Origin of the sequence: Benzoatithermus flavus, assembly GCF_037908215.1 — a bacterium.
Classification (GTDB): Bacteria; Pseudomonadota; Alphaproteobacteria; order Geminicoccales; family Geminicoccaceae; genus Benzoatithermus; species Benzoatithermus flavus.
Genome location: NZ_JBBLZC010000005.1, coordinates 87424 through 104292 on the forward strand (window position 1 = coordinate 87424; position 16869 = coordinate 104292).

The 16869-nt window shown below is 68.9% G+C and carries 19 protein-coding genes and 1 pseudogene; 2 read left to right on the forward strand and 18 right to left on the reverse strand.

Going from position 1 to position 16869, the window contains the following annotated elements:
• Position 1: 1 nt before the first annotated feature.
• The 8 genes from U1T56_RS06725 to U1T56_RS06760 all read right to left on the reverse strand — a co-directional run bounded on the left by U1T56_RS06725 (position 2) and on the right by U1T56_RS06760 (position 7098).
• Entirely contained in the window at positions 2-1207 is a 1206-nt protein-coding gene (locus tag U1T56_RS06725) for a CpaE/TadZ family protein (protein WP_418158684.1), read from the reverse strand.
• A 19-nt stretch (positions 1208-1226) separates the two neighbouring features.
• Complete coding sequence (locus tag U1T56_RS06730; RefSeq protein WP_418158685.1) at positions 1227-1619, reverse strand: CpaD family pilus assembly lipoprotein; 393 nt, start codon at positions 1617-1619, stop codon at positions 1227-1229.
• On the reverse strand, positions 1619-3022 hold the full coding sequence (locus U1T56_RS06735) for a type II and III secretion system protein family protein (protein ID WP_418158686.1): 1404 nt from the start codon (positions 3020-3022) through the stop codon (positions 1619-1621). The genes U1T56_RS06730 and U1T56_RS06735 overlap by 1 nt, the downstream gene beginning before the upstream one ends.
• A 20-nt stretch (positions 3023-3042) precedes the next feature.
• Positions 3043-3951: a Flp pilus assembly protein CpaB gene (cpaB, locus tag U1T56_RS06740; RefSeq protein WP_418158687.1), complete on the reverse strand. Its 909-nt coding sequence runs from the start codon at positions 3949-3951 to the stop codon at positions 3043-3045.
• 13 nt (positions 3952-3964) lie between these two features.
• Entirely contained in the window at positions 3965-4426 is a 462-nt protein-coding gene (locus U1T56_RS06745; RefSeq protein WP_418158688.1) for an A24 family peptidase, read from the reverse strand.
• Between the two features lie 104 nt (positions 4427-4530).
• Positions 4531-4740: a Flp family type IVb pilin gene (locus tag U1T56_RS06750; RefSeq protein ID WP_418158689.1), complete on the reverse strand. Its 210-nt coding sequence runs from the start codon at positions 4738-4740 to the stop codon at positions 4531-4533.
• 278 nt (positions 4741-5018) lie between these two features.
• A complete protein-coding gene (locus tag U1T56_RS06755) occupies positions 5019-6029 on the reverse strand; it encodes an ABC transporter permease (protein WP_418158690.1) in 1011 nt (336 codons plus the stop codon).
• A 13-nt stretch (positions 6030-6042) separates the two neighbouring features.
• Positions 6043-7098, reverse strand: coding sequence for a sugar ABC transporter substrate-binding protein (locus tag U1T56_RS06760; RefSeq protein ID WP_418158691.1), 1056 nt, complete (start codon positions 7096-7098; stop codon positions 6043-6045).
• Between the two features lie 326 nt (positions 7099-7424).
• Between U1T56_RS06760 and U1T56_RS06765 the strand changes: the two genes are divergently transcribed.
• Together U1T56_RS06765 and U1T56_RS06770 are read left to right on the forward strand one after the other, a co-directional pair.
• Positions 7425-8411 (forward strand): hypothetical protein, encoded by a 987-nt coding sequence (locus U1T56_RS06765; RefSeq protein WP_418158692.1) that lies wholly within the window; start codon positions 7425-7427, stop codon positions 8409-8411.
• A 57-nt stretch (positions 8412-8468) separates the two neighbouring features.
• Positions 8469-9146: a hypothetical protein gene (locus U1T56_RS06770; RefSeq protein WP_418158693.1), complete on the forward strand. Its 678-nt coding sequence runs from the start codon at positions 8469-8471 to the stop codon at positions 9144-9146.
• A 47-nt stretch (positions 9147-9193) separates the two neighbouring features.
• Here U1T56_RS06770 and U1T56_RS06775 read toward each other — a convergent pair whose 3' ends face one another.
• The 10 genes and pseudogenes from U1T56_RS06775 to U1T56_RS06820 form a co-directional block, all read right to left on the reverse strand.
• Positions 9194-10192: a substrate-binding domain-containing protein gene (locus U1T56_RS06775; RefSeq protein ID WP_418158694.1), complete on the reverse strand. Its 999-nt coding sequence runs from the start codon at positions 10190-10192 to the stop codon at positions 9194-9196.
• Between the two features lie 36 nt (positions 10193-10228).
• Positions 10229-11266 (reverse strand): ABC transporter permease, encoded by a 1038-nt coding sequence (locus U1T56_RS06780; protein WP_418158695.1) that lies wholly within the window; start codon positions 11264-11266, stop codon positions 10229-10231.
• 5 nt (positions 11267-11271) lie between these two features.
• Positions 11272-12075, reverse strand: coding sequence for an ATP-binding cassette domain-containing protein (locus tag U1T56_RS06785; protein WP_418158696.1), 804 nt, complete (start codon positions 12073-12075; stop codon positions 11272-11274).
• Between the two features lie 121 nt (positions 12076-12196).
• On the reverse strand, positions 12197-12952 hold the full coding sequence (locus U1T56_RS06790) for an ATP-binding cassette domain-containing protein (RefSeq protein ID WP_418158697.1): 756 nt from the start codon (positions 12950-12952) through the stop codon (positions 12197-12199).
• A pseudogene (locus U1T56_RS06795) lies at positions 12949-13089 on the reverse strand (type II toxin-antitoxin system VapC family toxin); the annotation flags it as partial. The pseudogene U1T56_RS06795 and the gene U1T56_RS06790, both read right to left, overlap by 4 nt.
• Positions 13088-13345, reverse strand: a complete 258-nt coding sequence (locus U1T56_RS06800) for a type II toxin-antitoxin system VapB family antitoxin (RefSeq protein ID WP_418158826.1) — start codon at positions 13343-13345, stop codon at positions 13088-13090. The pseudogene U1T56_RS06795 and the gene U1T56_RS06800, both read right to left, overlap by 2 nt.
• Before the next feature lie 62 nt (positions 13346-13407).
• On the reverse strand, positions 13408-14160 hold the full coding sequence (locus tag U1T56_RS06805; RefSeq protein WP_418158698.1) for an SDR family oxidoreductase: 753 nt from the start codon (positions 14158-14160) through the stop codon (positions 13408-13410).
• An 11-nt stretch (positions 14161-14171) separates the two neighbouring features.
• Entirely contained in the window at positions 14172-15377 is a 1206-nt protein-coding gene (locus U1T56_RS06810) for an aminotransferase class V-fold PLP-dependent enzyme (protein WP_418158699.1), read from the reverse strand.
• 17 nt (positions 15378-15394) lie between these two features.
• Entirely contained in the window at positions 15395-16213 is an 819-nt protein-coding gene (locus U1T56_RS06815; protein WP_418158700.1) for an amino acid ABC transporter ATP-binding protein, read from the reverse strand.
• A gap of 8 nt (positions 16214-16221) precedes the next feature.
• The gene (locus U1T56_RS06820; RefSeq protein ID WP_418158701.1) at positions 16222-16869 is read right to left on the reverse strand and encodes an amino acid ABC transporter permease; all 648 of its coding nucleotides are present in this window, start codon (positions 16867-16869) and stop codon (positions 16222-16224) included.

Consider the following 16869-nt stretch of genomic DNA (forward strand, 5'->3'; position numbering starts at 1 on the left):
TTCACCCTCGCCGCCAGCGCCGCCAGAAGCCCGAGGGCGGCAGGCGCTCGCCGGCGATGGCGGCCGCGAGCCGCTCGATTGCCTGGGTGAAGCCGCTTTTTCTGCGCGCGACGGCGGGCTCGCCCAGATTGTCGCCCATGAGCGGGGCCTGCTTGAGATAGGGGATCTCGACGTCGAAGCTCCGTCCCAGCGCCTCCTCGAGCGCCTTGCGGCTTACGAGCCCGGCGGCGAGCGGGCGGTCCTCGTTGAGGACGAGGACGGAGCGGCCGGGCGCCCCTTCGACGAGATCCAGGAGCCGCGCCAGCGCGCGCGCGGCTGGAAGCGTACGGTTGCCGACGATGACGCGGACCGCGGCGCGCTTGAGCAGATAGCCGTAAGCCGCACCGGGAACGCGCGGCAGGTCGACGAGCACGTAATGGTGCTGCCGCTCCAGCACCTCGACGAGCTGACCGAGGCTCTCGGGATCGAAAGCCGTCGCCCGGTCGAGCGGCAGCTCGCCGCTCAGCAGCACGAGGCGCGGCCCGTGGCGCCGGAGCGTTCGCTCGACGATCAGGGGATCGACCCGGCGGCTGCCGCCGACGAGCACCTCGGCGAGCTCGCCCGCGCCGAGATCGAGCTGGGCGCTGAGGGCACCGTTGTGGAAGTCGAGGTCGATCAGCGCCACCCGGCGCTTCCTGGTGTTGGCCTGGAGCCAGCCGAGGTTGGCCGCGATGGTCGTGGTGCCCACGCCGCCCCGTGCCCCGGTGACGACGAGGAGCTTGCCGGTGCGCGTGCCGGCGACGGCGACCCTGGCGCCGCCCTCGCTCAGGTGTGGCAGCAGGAGGTCGACGTTGAGCGGCTTGACGATGTAGTCGGCGACGCCCAGGCGGATGAGTTGACGGAACAGGCCGACATCCTCGCGGTCGCCCACGACCACGACGCGCACGCTCGGCTCGCATACGTCGGCCAGCCGGTCGATCTCGGAGAGCGGCAGATCGGTCTCGCTGACGTCGACGATCAGGACCTCGGGCGGGGTCGCGAGCCTGGCGAGGCAGCGGATGGCGTCCTGCACGCCGCCCTTGCGCACGATCCGCGACCGCCCTTCGGGACGCGCCGCGCAGAGCTGCTCGACGAGGGCTAGGCTCGCGGGGTCGGTCAGGAAGGCTACGACGTCCGGGTTGTCGGTGGCACCGGCCGTGGCCGGCTTCGTGGACGCGAGGCTCAGCATGGCAGCATCCGCATGCGGCTCACATGCCTCCGAACGTGCCGGAGGGCGGGGGCAGAGGCGTCGTCTCGTTCTTGTCGTAGCGCTGCACGGCGCCCACGGCGCTCGGCGCATGGGCCGGGCCCGTGCCGCGCCCGCCGCGCAGATCGGCCGGATCCGCCACCATGCGCGTGAGGTTCGTGTCGTTGACGCAGCCCAAGGACAGCGCCTCGGCCGGGCTCGGGTTGCCGAGGAGCGCGTCGATCGGGTGCGAGAGTCGAGCACTCCGCCAGTCCGGGCAGGCGGAGGCCGCGCCGTTCACCGGCCGGGCCTGCTCCGGAAAGGGCGGCGCCTGGCAGCCGGCGAGAAGGACCGTGAGGACCGCCGCGGCCGCGAGGCGGCGTGGGCGGACCCGGATGGTGGTGTGGGCGGGCATCAGAAGATGAAACCGACGGGGCCGTTGAGCCGGGGGGTGGCGCCGAGAGCGGCGCCCTGCGTCCCGGCGCGGCCGAGCAGCAGGCTCTCGAGCGGCCGTTCCGGCGCGTAGCGGCCGAGCGTGGTCTGCAGCTCCTCCGGAGCCGTCGGCCGCACGATGTAAGGGGTGACGATCACGACGAGCTCCGTCTCGTTGCGCTGGTAGCTGGTCGAGGTGAAGAGCGAGCCCAGCACGGGCAGGTTGCCGAGGCCCGGCAGCTTGGTGACGGCGTCGCGCGTGCCCTGCTGCAGGAGTCCGCCCAGAACGAGGCTCTGCCCGCTGCCGAGCTCCACCGTGGTCTCGACCCGGCGCACGGTGAGGGCCGGGATGGTCAGGCCGTTCGAGACGATCGCACCGTTGTCGCTGAGATCGCTCACCTCGGGGCGCACGGTGAGGCTGATCCGATCGGGGGCGAGCACGGTCGGCACGAAGTCGAGCTTCACGCCGAACTGCTTGAACTCGATCGTGATTTCGCCCTCTTTTTGCGCCACCGGGATCGGGAACTCGCCGCCGGCAAGAAAGCTCGCCTTCTGGCCCGAGACGGCGGTGAGGTTGGGCTGGGCGAGCGTGCGGGCGAGCCCCTGCTGGTCGAGCGCATCGATCAGCGCGTCGATGCTGACCTTGCTGTTCCTGAAGCTGCCGAGATAGGAGCCGGCCGCATCCGTCGGCAGCAGGATCGTGTTGCCCGAGCCGAAGCTGCCGCTGCCGCCGGAGACCAGGAAGTCCCGGCCGGTGGCGAGGCCGAACACGAAGTCGCCGGCGTTGAGCAGGGCCTGCCAGTTGATGCCGAGCCGCTGGTCGACCGAGCGCGAGACCTCGGCGACGTGGACCCGGATGTTGACCTGGGTCGGCGTGTCGATGGTGAGCCGGTCGATGATCTGGTCGTTCTGCGGCAGTGCGGCGCGCAGCGTGGCGAGGATCGCCTCCGCATCGCGCGGGCTCGCGACCGAGCCCTCGACCATGAGCGAGTTCGGTGCCGAGGTCAGCACGATGCGTTGGCCGGGAAAGCGCGTCGCGAGGAGCTGGTTCAGCACGGCGAGGTTGTGCTGGACCCGCACGTCGTAAGCCGCCACGTTCCGTCCGTTGCGGTCGAGCGCGTAGAGGGTGGTGCGTCCGGTCTTGACGCCGAACACGACGAACGCGGTCGGTCCGCTCACCTGCACGTCCGCGATCTGCGGGTCCGAGACCATGATGTTCTCGGCCGGTGCTGGCAGGCGGACGAGTTGCCCTTCGCCGACGGCGACGGTGATCTGCGGCAGGTTCTCGGCGCGGGTCGCCGGCGCGAGTGCCAGGAGCAGGGCGGCGACGGCGAGGAGCAGGGCCTTCACGCCCGTGATCCCAAAACTGTTCGGGAGGTGTGGCATGGGGGCTCGTCGTCGCATGGCTATGGGGAGGCGGGTTCGTCGAGCTTGCTGCCCCGGAACACCCGCACGCGAGGCGGTGCCGCCGGCGCGACATGGGCGGGTCCGCTCGGTGCCGCCGCAGGCTCGGGTCGGCCGGCAGCACTGCGGATCACCGCCGAGACGTCGCTCGCCCAGGTCGGCTTGCGGCCGGCCGTGGACCCGGGGGCGGTGGCAGCCCCGCCCTCCGCTCGCTGCGGTTGCGCGATCAGGCTGCGTAGGCTCAAGGACAGCCGGCCGAGGCCGCTCGCCAGCGCCACCTTCTCGGCATCCTTGGGGTCGACCTCGAGGGTGATGGTGCGTGCCACCTCGGTGGTGTTCCGCTTCGTCGGATCGGCCGTGAGCCGCTGATCGACCGCGATCACCCGGACGTTTTCGAGAATGGTCTCGCTCGCCCAGCGCTGCGCGAGGTCGGTGGCGGCACCTTCCGCCGGCAGGTTCTGGGTCAGGATCAGATCGACGCGATCGCCCGGAAAGATCAGCCCGGCATTGCCCGAGACCGCGTCCACCGCCACCGAGGTGGCACGCATGCCCGGAGCGAGCGCCGCGGCGAGGAAGCCGTCCTGGCCCGGCATGAGGAGCTTCGTGCGCTGAATCGGCTGGCCGGCCGCGATCGGCGCGGTGATCACCGCGCCCAGCACGTCGCGCTCGGGTGGCACGCCCTGCTCGACGAACTGGTCCGAGGCCGCGCCCTGCCACTCGCCGAACGGTGCCTTGGCCGCGTCGAGAAAGGTGCCGGGCTCGAGGTCGCGCGCGGCGATGCGCACGATCAGCTTGGGCGTGCTGCTGGCGGCAGCGGATTCCGGCTCGGCGAGGCGCAGTGCCCGACCGGCGATCACGGCGACCATGATGCCGAGCGCCACGAGCGCCATGCGGACGAGAAGCTTCATCATGGCCAGGGCTCCTTCATGGCCGGCCGGCCAGGATCCAGACTGCCGCCGCCACGATCGCGACACCATAAGGAACGCCGCTCGGCGGACCGGCCGGCCGCCGGCCGTGGTCGAGGAGGCGGCGGACGATCCGAAGGGCGAGCGTCACCAAGGCGAGGAGTCCGCCCACGAGCGCCATGACGACCAGGAACTCGGGCAGGGCGCCGGCGCCGATCCATACCGCGACGGCGGCCGCGAGCTTGACGTCGCCGCCGCCGATCAGCCCGGCCGCGAACGGAACGATGCCGGCGATCAGAACGCCCGCGCCTATGGCCAGAGCCTGCACCAGACCGGTCGGGTCGCGCTCGATGATCATGGCCACGGCGTAGCCGAGCACCAGAGCGAGCGGGACCCAGTTCGGGATGATGCGCCAGCCGATGTCGGCGACCGCCGCGGCCAGGAGCGGCGGGAGCGCCAGGAATAGCCAGTAGTGCGGCATGGGCCGCCGTCCGTCCTTTGCGCCGGGTGCCGGCCCCGTGGGCAGGCACCGGCGAAGGATTCGCCCATTACCGGGTAGGATACAAGGACCGAATCCTATATGCGTCAAGGAGTCGTCGTCGACGGAATGAGCTTGATGATGTCCGTCAGCTTGGTCTTCAGCGTGGCGAACACCGTTCCGGTGCCACCCGCGCCGGTGCCGAACACGGCGAGAAGGCCCACCACGACCGCGCCGGCGAGAACCGCATACTCGATGGCGGTGACGCCGCGGCGATCGTCTAGCAGGCGAAGGGCGAGCAGATTCAGCTTGTCCATGGAAGATCTCCGTCTCGAGGCAGGAATGCTTGTCTCCGAGCGTCCGCTCGAAAGGTCGCTCCCGGCGCCTTCGACCAGAACCGTCATCGGGTGCGCACAGGAAATCCTTGCCTATTGGATATGGGTTTCCTGCGTACGCAACCAATAGAACTTATTTTAGAAAACGTCAATCGCCCATCCGGCGAATCTTTTCGCCGCAGGCATGAGAACGGAATCGAAACGAGGATGAAAGGAAACGGAATCGAAGCGGTGTTGTCCGTCGCCGTGTGTGGCGGGTCTCAGGCCCAGCGCCGCTGGACCGACTGCTTGACGCTGTCGAGGAGTACGGCGAGCAGCATGAGGGCGCCGCGGATCACCTGCATGTAGGAGGCCTCGAGCCCCATCACGTTGATAGCGGTGTCGATGGTGGAAAGCAGGAGCACGCCCGCGAACACGCCCGACAGGCCGCCGACGCCGCCGCGGAGCGACACGCCGCCGATGACGACGGCGGCGAAGGCCTCGAACAGCATGCCCAAACCCAGATTGGGCGTCGCCCCGTTGGTGCGGGCGGCGAGCAGGAAGCCCGCGAACGCCGCGAGCACGCCCGAGAGCACGAAGACCTTGTAGAGCACGCGGTCGACGTCGATGCCGGCGCGGAACGGGGCCACCGGGTTGCCGCCGACGAGATAAACCCAGCGGCCGAACCGGGTGCGGCGCAGGATGGCGCCGAAGGCGAGATAGGTCGTAATCAGGATCCAGATCAGGAGCGGCACGCCCAGGAGATCGGCGCTGCCGACGGCGCGAAAGCCGTCGGGCAGGCCGTACATCGAGCGGCCACCGGTGAGGATCAGCCCGAGCCCTCGGATCGCGATGTAGGTCGCGAGCGTCACGATGAAGGCGTTGATGCGAAAGCGCACGACGAGGACGGCGTTGAACAGGCCGGCGAGCGCCCCGAAGGCGAGGACCACGAGCAGGGTCAGCGCGGTCGGGAGCTGGATGCCCAGAGGCGAGCCGCGGGCGGCGGTGAGCCAGGCCGCGACCATGGCGGCGAAGGCCATGACGCTCTCGATCGAGAGGTCCATGTGCCCGGCGACGATGCAGAACGAGAGGCCGACCGCAAGGAGGCCCACGAAGGTGGCATGAAGCGCTATGTTGAGGAAGATCCCGAGCTGGAAGAAGTGCGGGATCGCGAGCGAGCACACGAGCAGGATCGCGGCCAGGATGCCCCAGACCAGGTGATCCAGGACGAAGGGCAGCAGGGGCCGGCGCCCCGAGGCGCTGCCCGCGGAAGCTTCGCGCGCGACGGCCATGAACCGGGGCTTCCTACTTCACCACCTCGACCGGGTCCGTGGGCGGGTGCAGGTTGCCCCAGAACCGCTTGTCGTCGACGTTGGCCTTGGTGATGGCCGCACCCGGAATCTTGAGGTTCGGCCCCCAGGCCTCCTCGGTGAGCTCGGCGTCGAGCCCCAGCACCTTGTACCTGCCGGGGACGAGCTTCTCGCCCGCCATGATCTTCGGCGTGAACATGGCGAGCCCGTAGACCTGCGCGTAGGTGGGCTGCTCGACCTCGACCTGCTGCCAGCCCTTCCTGATGTTGTCGAGGCCCACGGGTGCCCCGTTGGAGGCCATCATCATGATCTGGCCGGGCTTCATGCCTTTGGCCTCCATGATCGAGACGATGGGGACGGTGAGGTGGGCGGCGTGGCAGAACACGAGATCGATGTCGGGGTTCACGAGGATCTGGTCCTCGAACACCTTGCCGGCGTTGGTCGCCTCCCATTGCATCGCCGCCTTGGTGACGATCGCGACGTCGGGGGCGGTCTGCCGCATCACCTCCTCGAAGCCCTTCTGGATGTCGAGGGTATAGTTGTCGCCAGGATCGCCCAGGATCTGCAGCACCTTGCCCTTGGGCGCGCCGTGCCGCTCCTCGAGGAGCCGCACGGCCTCGTTCGCCGCGATGCGGCCGATCTCGACCGTGCCCGCGACCGAGGTGAGATCGAACTTGGTCGAGCGAATCTGCCGGTCGAAGTTCAGGACCTTGATGCCGGCGGCCTTGGCCTTCTCGATGCCGGGCACGATGGCGTCGAAGTCGACCGCGTTCATGATGATGGCATCGGGCTTGGTGCGGATCGCGTCCTCGAGCTGGTTGAGCTGGAGGTCGGCCCGGTTCTGGGCATCGAGCGAGGTGACCTCGTAGCCCATGCCCTTGAACACGCTCTCGATCGCCTTCTGGCTCTCGGTCTGGAACTCGTCGAGAAGGGTGGGAATGAAGTAGACGATCCTGCCCTTGGACTGGGCGAAGGCGGGGACGGCCAGAAGGGCCATGCCCGCGACCCCGAGCAGCAGACGAGCGAGCGCGCGGCGCCGCAGCAGCGTCATGTCTCTACCTCCCTGTTGTGGCGCCGATCTTGGCGCAAGACCGGCTCTCTTGTCCAACGTCGAGTAGGGGACCTCAGCCGCTCTTGCGTACGTCGACGGTCGCGTCCTTGCCCTCCTTAGAGGAATCAGCGCGTGCCCGTATTGGCGGGCGCCGGCAGATGGCCATGATTCTCGCTGCGACCACCGGCGAGCGCCATCACGTTCCGGGTAGCGTTCCCGTTCGGACATTGTCCCGCCGAGGCAGCTCAGCTTACCATATCCGTTCGCCCCGAGCCGCCAAAAAGCAGTGCCGGTCCGGGCGGATCGGACTGCAGGAGGAACGCCACATGCAGGCTGGTCTCGCTCATGGGGAGGTGCTGGCCGCTCTTCTCGCCGTGGGTATCGTCTCGGCGGCCGTCGCAACAGCTGGACTGGCCGCGGCAGCGGAGCTGCCGGCGAGCGACACGGCCTTGGCCGGCATGAATGCGGATGCCGCTGGCGGCCCGTGCGGGCTGGCCGCGAGCGTGGCACTCGGGGCCTGCCGGAGCGGGGCGGAGAGCGATTTTCTTCTGGCGCAGGGGATCTGCGCTAATGTCGCGGATCGTGCCGCGCACGACGGGTGCCTCGGGGCCGCTCGTGACGAGCGGCGGCAGGCCAAGAGCCTGTGCACGGCGCAGTTCGCCGCCCGGCAGAGGCTGTGCGCCGCCTTGGGTCCGGCTGCCTACGACCCGCGGATCGATCCGCGCGACTTCATCACCGCGATCGTTAACCCGTTCTTCCCGCTCAGGCCGGGAACCATTTTCGTCTACCGGCAGCCGCACGGCACCGATACCGTGACCGTCACCCGCCGGACCCGGCGGATCGCCGGCGTCGAGTGCGTCGTGGTGCACGACCGGTCGGTGGTCGACGGTGCGGTCGACGAGGATACGCTCGACTATTACGCCCAGGATCGCGCGGGGAATGTCTGGTACTTCGGCGAGGACTCCCAAACCCTCGAGGAGGGCAGGGTCGTCGGGGTCGAAGGATCGTGGCGGGCCGGGGTCGACGGTGCCAGGCCCGGCATCATCATGCCCGCCAATCCTGCGGTCGGTCGGACTGACCGGCAGGAGTTCGCGCTCGGCACCGCCGAGGACGCGGCCGCGATCGAAGGTCTGGATGCCAGGGTGAGCGTGCCGTTCGGCGTCTTCCGCAACGCGCTGCGGACAAGGGCGTTCTCGCCGCTCGAGCCCGATGCGCTCGAGACCAAGTTCTACGCGCGGGGCATCGGCCTCGTGCTCACGATCGACCAGGTCACGCACGAGCGCGAGGAGCTGATCCGCATCGAGCACCGGTAGCGGGACGGGCATCTGGTGCAGGTTCCGGCGCAGCCGAACGATTCGAGGAGAACCGGGATGGACGGAACGAAGCAATCATCCGCACTGACGGCGATGCTGCTGCTCGCCTCGGGATTCGGCGTCGGCGCGCAGGCACAGGAGAGCGGCGCCGCCGGCATGAGCTTCTTCGTCACCAGCGTGGGCTCCGGCAAAGGTGCTGATCTCGGCGGGCTCGAGGGCGCGGACCGGCACTGCCGGCAGCTCGCCGAGGCGGTGGGTGCCGGCGGTCGCACCTGGCGTGCCTATCTCAGCACCCAGGCGACAGATGGCCAGCCGGCGGTGGATGCCAGGAGCCGGATCGGCAGCGGGCCGTGGCGGAACGCGAAGGGTGTGGTGATCGCACGCGACGTGAACGAGCTCCACGGCACGAACAATCTCACGAAGGAGACGGCGCTCACCGAGAAGGGCGAGATCGTCAAGGGGCGCGGCGACACGCCCAACATGCACGACATCCTCACCGGCTCGCAGCCGGACGGGACGGCGTTCGCCGTTGCCGAGGATCGCACCTGTGGCAACTGGACGAGGAATGGCACCGAGGGTGCCGCCATGCTCGGCCATCACGACCGCATGGGCCTGCGCGACGACGCGGCCTCCAAGTCCTGGAACTCGTCGCATCTCTCCCGCGGCGGCTGCAGCCAGGAGGCGCTGCGCGGCACCGGCGGCGCCGGCCTGTTCTACTGCTTCGCGGCGGACTGAGCGAGGCGCCTCCCTCGGCAAAGGGGGGCCGAGGGAGACTTCCGGCGTCAGCGTATCCCGGCCTCGATCAGGGGCACGAGTTCCTTGATGGTCTGCGGCGTCACCACGCCCGCACCGGTGTTCACCGAGATGCCCGGCATCTTGTAGGCCTTGGTGAGCACGCATTGCAGGACCGGGATGAAGCCCTGGAGATAGAGGAGCTGGTCGAGCGTCACCGAGACGTAGCCGCTCTCGAGCCCATCGATCGTGGCGGGCGCCAGATCGATGCCGCCGACCGTGATTTCGCCGGGCTTCTTGCCGGCCTTCTTCAGGACCTCGGCCAGGACACTCGTGATGCCGCCGTGCTGCGTGCCGATCGCCTTCAGCTTCGGATGCGACTGGACATAGGCCGCGAGCACCGGTACCGCGAGCGACGCATCGCTGTTGGCTTCCTGTGTGATCTCGAGCCGGTCCACCTTGAGGCCCGCCTTCTCCAGCGTGTCGGCGAGACCCTTCTCCGACTGGCCGCGCTCGGCTTGGCTGAACACGCCGTAGACCATGGCCTCGTCGCCGGATTTCAGCCTGCCGGCCTCGATCATGCGCTCGGCGGTGAGCTTGCCGCCGGCATAGAGATCGACGCCGGCATAGCCGAAGCCCTTGGGCCCGAACTGGGCCTGGAGCTGCGAGAGCGGCGCGTTGCCGTCGGTCACGACGATGCCCTGGTCCACCGCCTGCCTGACGAGATCGCTGAACGCCTCGTTGCCGGGATGGCCCATGATGACGATGCAAGACGGCCGCGCCGCCATGGCCTGCTTGAACTGCTCCAGCATCTTCTCGGGCGCCCAGCCCGAGAACTGCTCGTTGAGGCTGCTCACCTCCAGAGCCTTGGCGGCGGCGGCGGCTCCGGTCTGGCGGGCGAGCGTGGCGCCGTCGCCGGGGTTGCCGCCCATCTGCATGTAGATGGTGATCCCCTTGCCGGGCGCTTCCGGTGCCGCGGCGAAGGCGGGGGCCGCGAGCCCGCAGGCGAAGGCGGCTCCGAAGAGGGCTTTTCCGAGCTTCGAGCGCATCGTCGTTCAGACCTCCCTTTGTCGTCCGCCGGACCTTCAGGGCGCCCGGCTGCCCACGAGGCGCCGGAGCCGGCGGAAGAAGGCCTGCCGCCGGCCGGGCTCGTCGACGAGAAGATAGAAGACGATCGCGACCAGAAAGACGATGCCCTGCACCGTCCGCACCCAGGCCCCCGTGAGGCCGGTCGCGACCAGCCCCGCCTCGATCATGCCGATGATGAAGCAGCCGAACACCGTGCCGAGCACGGTGGCGCGCCCGCCGAAGATCGAGGTGCCGCCGATGAGCACGCTCGCGATCGCGGTCAGCAGATAGCCCTGGCCCTGGTTGCCGAAATAGTTCTTGTTCTCGAGGGTGAGGAAGAGGGCGGCGAGGGCGGCGAGGAAGCCCATGAGCGCGAACAGGCGCACCTTCTCGGCCGCGACGTCGATGCCCACGACGCGCGCCACCTCGTTGCTGTCGCCGATGAACAGGAGATGCTCGCCGAAGCGGTGGCGGTTGAGGACGAACCAGATCAGGACGACGATCCCGGCGGTCCAGAACGCCTGCACCGAGACCGCGTTGACCCAGAAGGCGGGATCGTCGGTCACGACCGTCCGGCCCACCAGCACTTGCCACACCGACGAATCCTCGATCCCGCGCAGCGCGTAAGATTTGCCGCCCGAGAGCACCGTCGCCATCCCGGCCCACAAGAACTGGGTCGCGAGCGTGGCGATGAAGGAGGGCAGACCAATCACGGCGACGAGCAAGCCGTTGAGAAAGCCGATCAGGACGCCGCTCGCGAGGGCGATCACGACGGCGAGCCAGCCCAGGCCGTATTCCTTGAACAGCACCGCGAACACGAAGCCCGAGAACGCGATCACCGAAGGGAAGGAAAGGTCGATCTCGCCGGCGGCGATGACGAGGGTGAGCCCCACCGCGAGCAGGATCAGAGGCGGCAGGGTCGAAAGGAAGGTCGTGTAGATGAAGGGTGCGAGGAACACCTGGGGGGCGGTCGCCATGAACAGCCCCAGGAGGAGCAGGAACACGACGATGATCGGCAGCGCTTCGAGCCGGGCGAGGGAAAAGGCTCGTCGCATCGGGCTCACCGCGGCCGCTGGAGCGTGATGAGATACTCGGTGAGCTCGTGCACCGGCATCTCGGATGGCCTGACCTCGGCCACGATCTCGCCCCGGTCGAGGATCACGAGACGATCGGCCACGGCATGAACGTGGGCGAGGTTGTGCTCGATGTAGACGCAAGCCCGCCCGCTCGCCTTGATCTGGCGGACGAAGTCGAGGACCTTTCTGACCTCCTTCACCGCGAGCGCCACGGTCGGCTCGTCGAGTACGATGAGGTCGGCGTCGAAATGCATGGCGCGGCCGATGGCGATCCCCTGCCGCTCGCCGCCCGAGAGCTCCTTCACGGTCGAATCCGGCCCGATGCCGGCACCACGAAAGCCGATCGCCTTCAGGAGGATCTGGCCCGCGATCTCCTTCTCGCGCCTGACGTCGATGAAGCCCCAGCGGTTGGTGATCTGCCGGCCGACGAAGAAGTTGCGCCAGAGCGGCTGTTTCTCGCCTAAGGACCGGTCCTGGTAGACCGTCTCGATCGCGAGCTCGTGCGCCATGCGGACCGAGTATTCGTCGAGATCGATGGCACGGTCGCGGATGTAGACCGTGCCCGAGGTGGGCTTGAGCACGCCCGTCATGACCTTGATGAGGGTCGATTTGCCGGCGCCGTTGTCGCCGATCAGGCCCACGATCTCGTTGCGGCCGATGGCGAGATCGATGTCGCGCAAAGCCCTGACCGCGCCGAACTCCATGTTGACGCCTTCGAGGCGGACGATGTTCGCATAGTCCTGATCCGCTGGCCGCGGTCGCTCAGCCGTGGTCGGGCGCTGCGCCACCAAGGTCCGATCCACCCCGTAAGAGCGGCATGGCTCCCGGCCGGCTCGGGGCTCCGCCTCCCTGTTCCTCTCGTCCTCCGGCACGTCGACGAGACGCCAAGGGCCCCGGCCCTGTCAAGGCTCAGGCGGCCATGGCGGCGCTGCCGGTCGTGATCAGCGCCACGATCTCCTCGTGGCTCGTGTCCTGGCGCCGACGCACGCCGGCGACGCGCCCCTGGTGCAGGACGACCATACGGTCCGCGACCTGGAAGGCGTGGAGCACGTTGTGGGTGATGACGATCACCGCCACACCGCGCGCCCGGACCTGCTCGATCAGCTCGAGCCCGCGCCGGGTCTGCGTCACGCCGAGCGCCGCGAACGGCTCGTCGAGCAGCACGAGCCGCCCGCCCCAATGGACGAAGCGGGCGAGCTCGATCGCCTGCCGCTGCCCGCCCGAGAGGGTCTCGACCTTGGCTCGGAGGTTCGGCACCCGTGCCCCGATGCCGGCGAGCGCCTCCCGCGTCTCCTCCTCCATGGCGCGCTCCTGCAGCCATTCGAGGCCGAGAAAACGCCGCACGCGCTCGCGTCCCATGAAGAAGTTCGCGACCACGTCGGCATTGGGGCAGAGCGAGAGGTCCTGGTAGACGGTCTCGATCCCCACAGCCTTGGCCTCGGCCGGGCCAGCGAAGCTCACCTCCCTGCCGTCGAAGATCAGCCGCCCCGAGCTCGGCGGCTGCGCCCCGGCGATGATCTTGATGAGCGTCGACTTGCCGGCGCCGTTGTCGCCCAAAAGCGCCAGCACCTCGCCGGGGTAGACGTCGAAGCTGACGCGCTCCAGCGCCGTTACGGCGCCGTAGCGCTTGGTGACGTTGTCGATCGACAGCAGGGGTGGGGTCATGGGGTCAGCGCCGGGGTGATGTCGGTGAGCGTGAAGTCGTTGCCCTTGAAGAGAAGCGGCTCGTTCAGGCTCCTCGCCAGGGCATAGCTGAAGCAGTCGCCGAAATTGAGGCCGGCGGGATGACGGCCACGGCCATCAGGTCGGAAGCCCGTGCTCGTCGTAGCCCAAGATCCCGTCGGGGCTGCGGGGATCGATCACGGGCAGGGAGCGGTATTCGTTGACATAGGCCCGAATGCGCCGACGGCGTTCCTCGATCTCCTCGGGCGAGAGCTCGCGGGTGCGTACCAAGCGCTCGCGTAAGGCTTGCTCGACAGCGTGGACGACCGTCTCGCCGGTCCGGGCGGCGAGACGCCGCGCCAGCTCGTCCACCTCAGGATCGTCGATGGCGGGCATGACCGTCATGAACTCCGTCCGGATGCTGCAGGCGAAATGATAGGTGCTGGCTTCCGATACCGCTAGCTCCGGCTCTCGGGCAGGATCTGCCCGCCGTCGACGACGATCGTGGTTCCCGTGACGTAGGCCGCCTCGTCGGAAGCGAGGAACAGGACGGCGTTGGCGACGTCCCGCGGCATGCCGAGCCGGCCCAGCGGCACCGAGCGCTCCATCGCGGCGATGAAGTCGGGCGAGCGTTCGGCGTGCATCCCCTCGGTCAGGATGTTGCCGGGCTCGACACCGTTGACGGTGACGTCGAACGGTGCCGCTTCCAGCGCCGCCGCCCGGATCAGCCCGTTGATCCCGGCCTTGCTCGCCGCATAGTGCGCATGGCCGGGCGGCACCACCCTGGGGCCGGTGATCGAGGAGGTGAGCACGATCCGCCCGTAGCGCTGCGTCCGCATCGGCACCAGCGCCGCCTGCACCGCGAGGAAGCAGCCGCGCAGATTGACCGCGAGCACCCGGTCCCACTCCTCGATCGGGATCGCTTCCAGCATCGTCTCGGGAAAGATGCCGGCGTTCTGCACCAGGACGTCGAGCCGACCGTAGAGGTCCAGCGCCCGTTGTACCAGCCTCTCCACGTCGGCCTTCTCGGCCACGTCGCAGGGCGCCATCGCCGCCCCGAGCTCGTTCGCCGTCCGGGCCAGAAGCTCGGCGTCGCGATCGCCCAGGACCAGCAGCGCCCCTTCTTCCTCGAACCGCTCGGCGATGGCCCGGCCGATGCCGCGTCCCGCGCCGATCACCACCGCCACCCTGCCTTCCAGCCGTCCCGCCATGCCTCGTCTCCTCACGCCGGGTCCGGCCAGGCGAGCAGCCGCCAGTGCGCCCGCTCGCGGAGATCTTCCAGCGTCGGCGAAGGCCGGCCGCGGATCGATTCCAGCGTGCGAGCGATGGTCTCGGCCACGATCGGGGCTTCCTCGGGATGGAGATTGCAGGGATCGAGATAGAAATGCCCGTGCTCGACCTCGTGGTCGCGCACGATCACCGGCGGCTCGCCGGCGGCGAGCGCTGCGGCCAGCGCCCAGGCCGTGGTTCCGGCCGCTTCCGGCACCACCTCGACCTTCAGCCGCTCGAGCGGATTCTGCGTCGGATCCGGCACGACCGAAACCCGTAAGCCCGGCAATGCGCCGAGGCGCTCTTGCCAGAGCGCGAGATGGCTCCGCTCGAGTGCCCGGACGGCGGCATGGTCGCGCCTCTCCCAGGCCTCGAGCGCTGCCATGGCCCCGACGATCCCCTCCTTGCCGACCTTCATCCCTCGGCCGATGCCGAAGTTCTGCAGGTATGCGGCGCGCACGAGATCCTTCCGCCCGGCGACGATGCCGGCGGTAGGGCCGCCCAGGAACTTGTGCGCGCTGTAGATCGCGAGATCCGCCCCGGCGGCGAGGAAGCCCTTCAGATCATATTCCGAAGCCGCATCGACGACGACGGGGACTCCCTTCTCCCGGCACACGCGGCAGAACACCGGCAATGGGATCTGGCCGTAGCCCACCGCATGGTGCGAGACGACGTAGACCGCCGCCGCCGTGCGCGGGCCGATTGCCCCTTCGAGATGGTAGGGGCGGGCATGGGTCGCCGTGCCGACCGGAACCACCTTCGCACCGGCGAGCCGGATCGCCTGCTCCACGGGCGCACCGTAATGGACCATGTGCCCCATCTGGATCACGACCTCGTCCCGCTCCAGCCCGTCCGTGTCGGGCAGGCGCTCGATCCGGGCGAGGTCGGCGCCCGTGAGACAGCCCGCGACCGCGACACTGATCCCGGCCGAGGCCGAGGCCGTGATCGTGCCGGCCTCCGCACCCGTGGCCGCGGCGATGACGGCGCTGGCCTTGCGGTGCAGATCGCCGATCTCGACGAACTCGGTCAGGATGCGGCCGATCCGCTCCACGGCCTCCGGCACCACGATCGAGGCGCCGAGCGAGGTCATGGTGCCCGAGACGTTGATGACGCGGCGCAGGCCCAGCTCGGGGCGGATGTCGGGGCGGTTCGAGAGCATCGGCGGTTCCAGAGCGTTCAGTCGGTGGGGATCGGGCCGCGGCCGAGCCGTGCCTGATCGAAGCGGGCGAGGAAGGTCCTGAGGCGGTCGCTCTCCGGCCGGTCGAAGATCTTGGACGGCGGGCCCGCCGCCGTGATCCGGCCGCCGTCCATGAACACCACGCGGTCGCTGACCTCGCGGGCGAAGCTCATCTCGTGGGTCACGACCAGCATGGTCATGCCCTCGTCCGCGAGCTCGTGCACCACGGCCAGGACCTCGCCCACGAGCTCAGGGTCGAGGGCCGAGGTGATCTCGTCGAGCAGCAGCAGCATGGGCTCCATGGCGACGGCGCGCGCGATCCCGACTCGCTGCTGCTGCCCGCCCGAGAGCTGGGCGGGCAGGCTGTCCAGCTTGTGGCCGAGCCCGACGCGCCCCAGCCAGTGCTCGGCGATCCGCCGCGCCTCGGCCTTGGGCTTCTTCCTCACCTTGACCAGCCCCAGCATCACGTTCTGCAAGGTCGTGAGGTGCGGGAACAGGTAGAACATCTGGAAGACCATGCCGGTCTTGGCGCGGATCGGAGCCAGCTCCCGCTCGCTGCGCCGGACCCGGCCCGGCCCCTCGCTCGCACGGTAGCCGACCTCGACCCCATCGAGCCGGATGCTGCCCTCGTCATAAAGCTCGAGCAGGTTGATGCAGCGAAGGAGGGTGGTCTTGCCGCTGCCGGAAGGGCCGATGATGGTGACGACCTCGCCCGCGCGCACCTCGAGATCGACCCCCTGCAGCACGCGGTTCGTGCCGAATGATTTGCCGAGCCCCCGGATCTCGACCACCGGCCTCCCGTCGGCATCAGGGCGCATCGGAACCTCTACTCCCGCACGTAAGAAAAGCGCGCCTCGAGCCGCCGCGACAGGCTCGAGAGGCTGAAGTTGATCGCGAAATAGATCAGCGCCCCTACGATGTAGAGCGGCATGGGCTCGTAGACCCGGCCGATCACCTGCTGGATCGCGAGCATCAGATCGACCACGCCTACGAGCGAGACGAGAGCACTGCCCTTGACCGCATCGGTCACGCTGTTGATCCAGGGCGGCAGGAAGCGGCGGATGGCCTGCGGGAAGATGATGTAGAGGAGCCGCTGGCCGAAGCCGAGCCCGATCGCCTTGCCCGCCTCCATCTGGCCGTGGTGGATCGACTGGATGGCGCCGCGCACGGTCTCGATCACCTGCGCGGTCGTGAACGCGGTGAGCGCTGCGACCGCGGCCGTCAGGTTCCCGAGATTCACCTTGAGCGCCGGCAGCCCGTAATAAACCGCGAAGATCAGGACCAAGACCGGGATGCCGCGGACGAAGTCGCTGTAGCCACGCACGAGAAGCCGTAAAGGTAGAGGCCCGTAGACCAGCACGACACCCAAGGTCAAGCCGAAGACGAGCGAGAGCGTCACCACGAGGGCCGAGACCTCGAGCGTCACGAGGAGTCCCTTGGTGAGGAACGGCAGGGACTGAAGGGCCAGGTCCAT

What these genes read in the sequence shown, in the direction of transcription:
- U1T56_RS06725 (WP_418158684.1), bottom strand. Translation starts at nt 1,207, where the DNA reads ATGCTGAGCCTCGCGTCCACGAAGCCGGCCACGGCCGGTGCCACCGAC.
- U1T56_RS06730 (WP_418158685.1), bottom strand. Translation starts at nt 1,619, where the DNA reads ATGCCCGCCCACACCACCATCCGGGTCCGCCCACGCCGCCTCGCGGCC.
- U1T56_RS06735 (WP_418158686.1), bottom strand. Translation starts at nt 3,022, where the DNA reads ATGCCACACCTCCCGAACAGTTTTGGGATCACGGGCGTGAAGGCCCTG.
- cpaB (WP_418158687.1), bottom strand. Translation starts at nt 3,951, where the DNA reads ATGATGAAGCTTCTCGTCCGCATGGCGCTCGTGGCGCTCGGCATCATG.
- U1T56_RS06745 (WP_418158688.1), bottom strand. Translation starts at nt 4,426, where the DNA reads ATGCCGCACTACTGGCTATTCCTGGCGCTCCCGCCGCTCCTGGCCGCG.
- U1T56_RS06750 (WP_418158689.1), bottom strand. Translation starts at nt 4,740, where the DNA reads ATGGACAAGCTGAATCTGCTCGCCCTTCGCCTGCTAGACGATCGCCGC.
- U1T56_RS06755 (WP_418158690.1), bottom strand. Translation starts at nt 6,029, where the DNA reads ATGGCCGTCGCGCGCGAAGCTTCCGCGGGCAGCGCCTCGGGGCGCCGG.
- U1T56_RS06760 (WP_418158691.1), bottom strand. Translation starts at nt 7,098, where the DNA reads ATGACGCTGCTGCGGCGCCGCGCGCTCGCTCGTCTGCTGCTCGGGGTC.
- U1T56_RS06765 (WP_418158692.1), top strand. Translation starts at nt 7,425, where the DNA reads ATGCAGGCTGGTCTCGCTCATGGGGAGGTGCTGGCCGCTCTTCTCGCC.
- U1T56_RS06770 (WP_418158693.1), top strand. Translation starts at nt 8,469, where the DNA reads ATGGACGGAACGAAGCAATCATCCGCACTGACGGCGATGCTGCTGCTC.
- U1T56_RS06775 (WP_418158694.1), bottom strand. Translation starts at nt 10,192, where the DNA reads ATGCGCTCGAAGCTCGGAAAAGCCCTCTTCGGAGCCGCCTTCGCCTGC.
- U1T56_RS06780 (WP_418158695.1), bottom strand. Translation starts at nt 11,266, where the DNA reads ATGCGACGAGCCTTTTCCCTCGCCCGGCTCGAAGCGCTGCCGATCATC.
- U1T56_RS06790 (WP_418158697.1), bottom strand. Translation starts at nt 12,952, where the DNA reads ATGACCCCACCCCTGCTGTCGATCGACAACGTCACCAAGCGCTACGGC.
- U1T56_RS06800 (WP_418158826.1), bottom strand. Translation starts at nt 13,345, where the DNA reads ATGCCCGCCATCGACGATCCTGAGGTGGACGAGCTGGCGCGGCGTCTC.
- U1T56_RS06805 (WP_418158698.1), bottom strand. Translation starts at nt 14,160, where the DNA reads ATGGCGGGACGGCTGGAAGGCAGGGTGGCGGTGGTGATCGGCGCGGGA.
- U1T56_RS06810 (WP_418158699.1), bottom strand. Translation starts at nt 15,377, where the DNA reads ATGCTCTCGAACCGCCCCGACATCCGCCCCGAGCTGGGCCTGCGCCGC.
- U1T56_RS06815 (WP_418158700.1), bottom strand. Translation starts at nt 16,213, where the DNA reads ATGCGCCCTGATGCCGACGGGAGGCCGGTGGTCGAGATCCGGGGGCTC.
- U1T56_RS06820 (WP_418158701.1), bottom strand. Translation starts at nt 16,869, where the DNA reads ATGGACCTGGCCCTTCAGTCCCTGCCGTTCCTCACCAAGGGACTCCTC.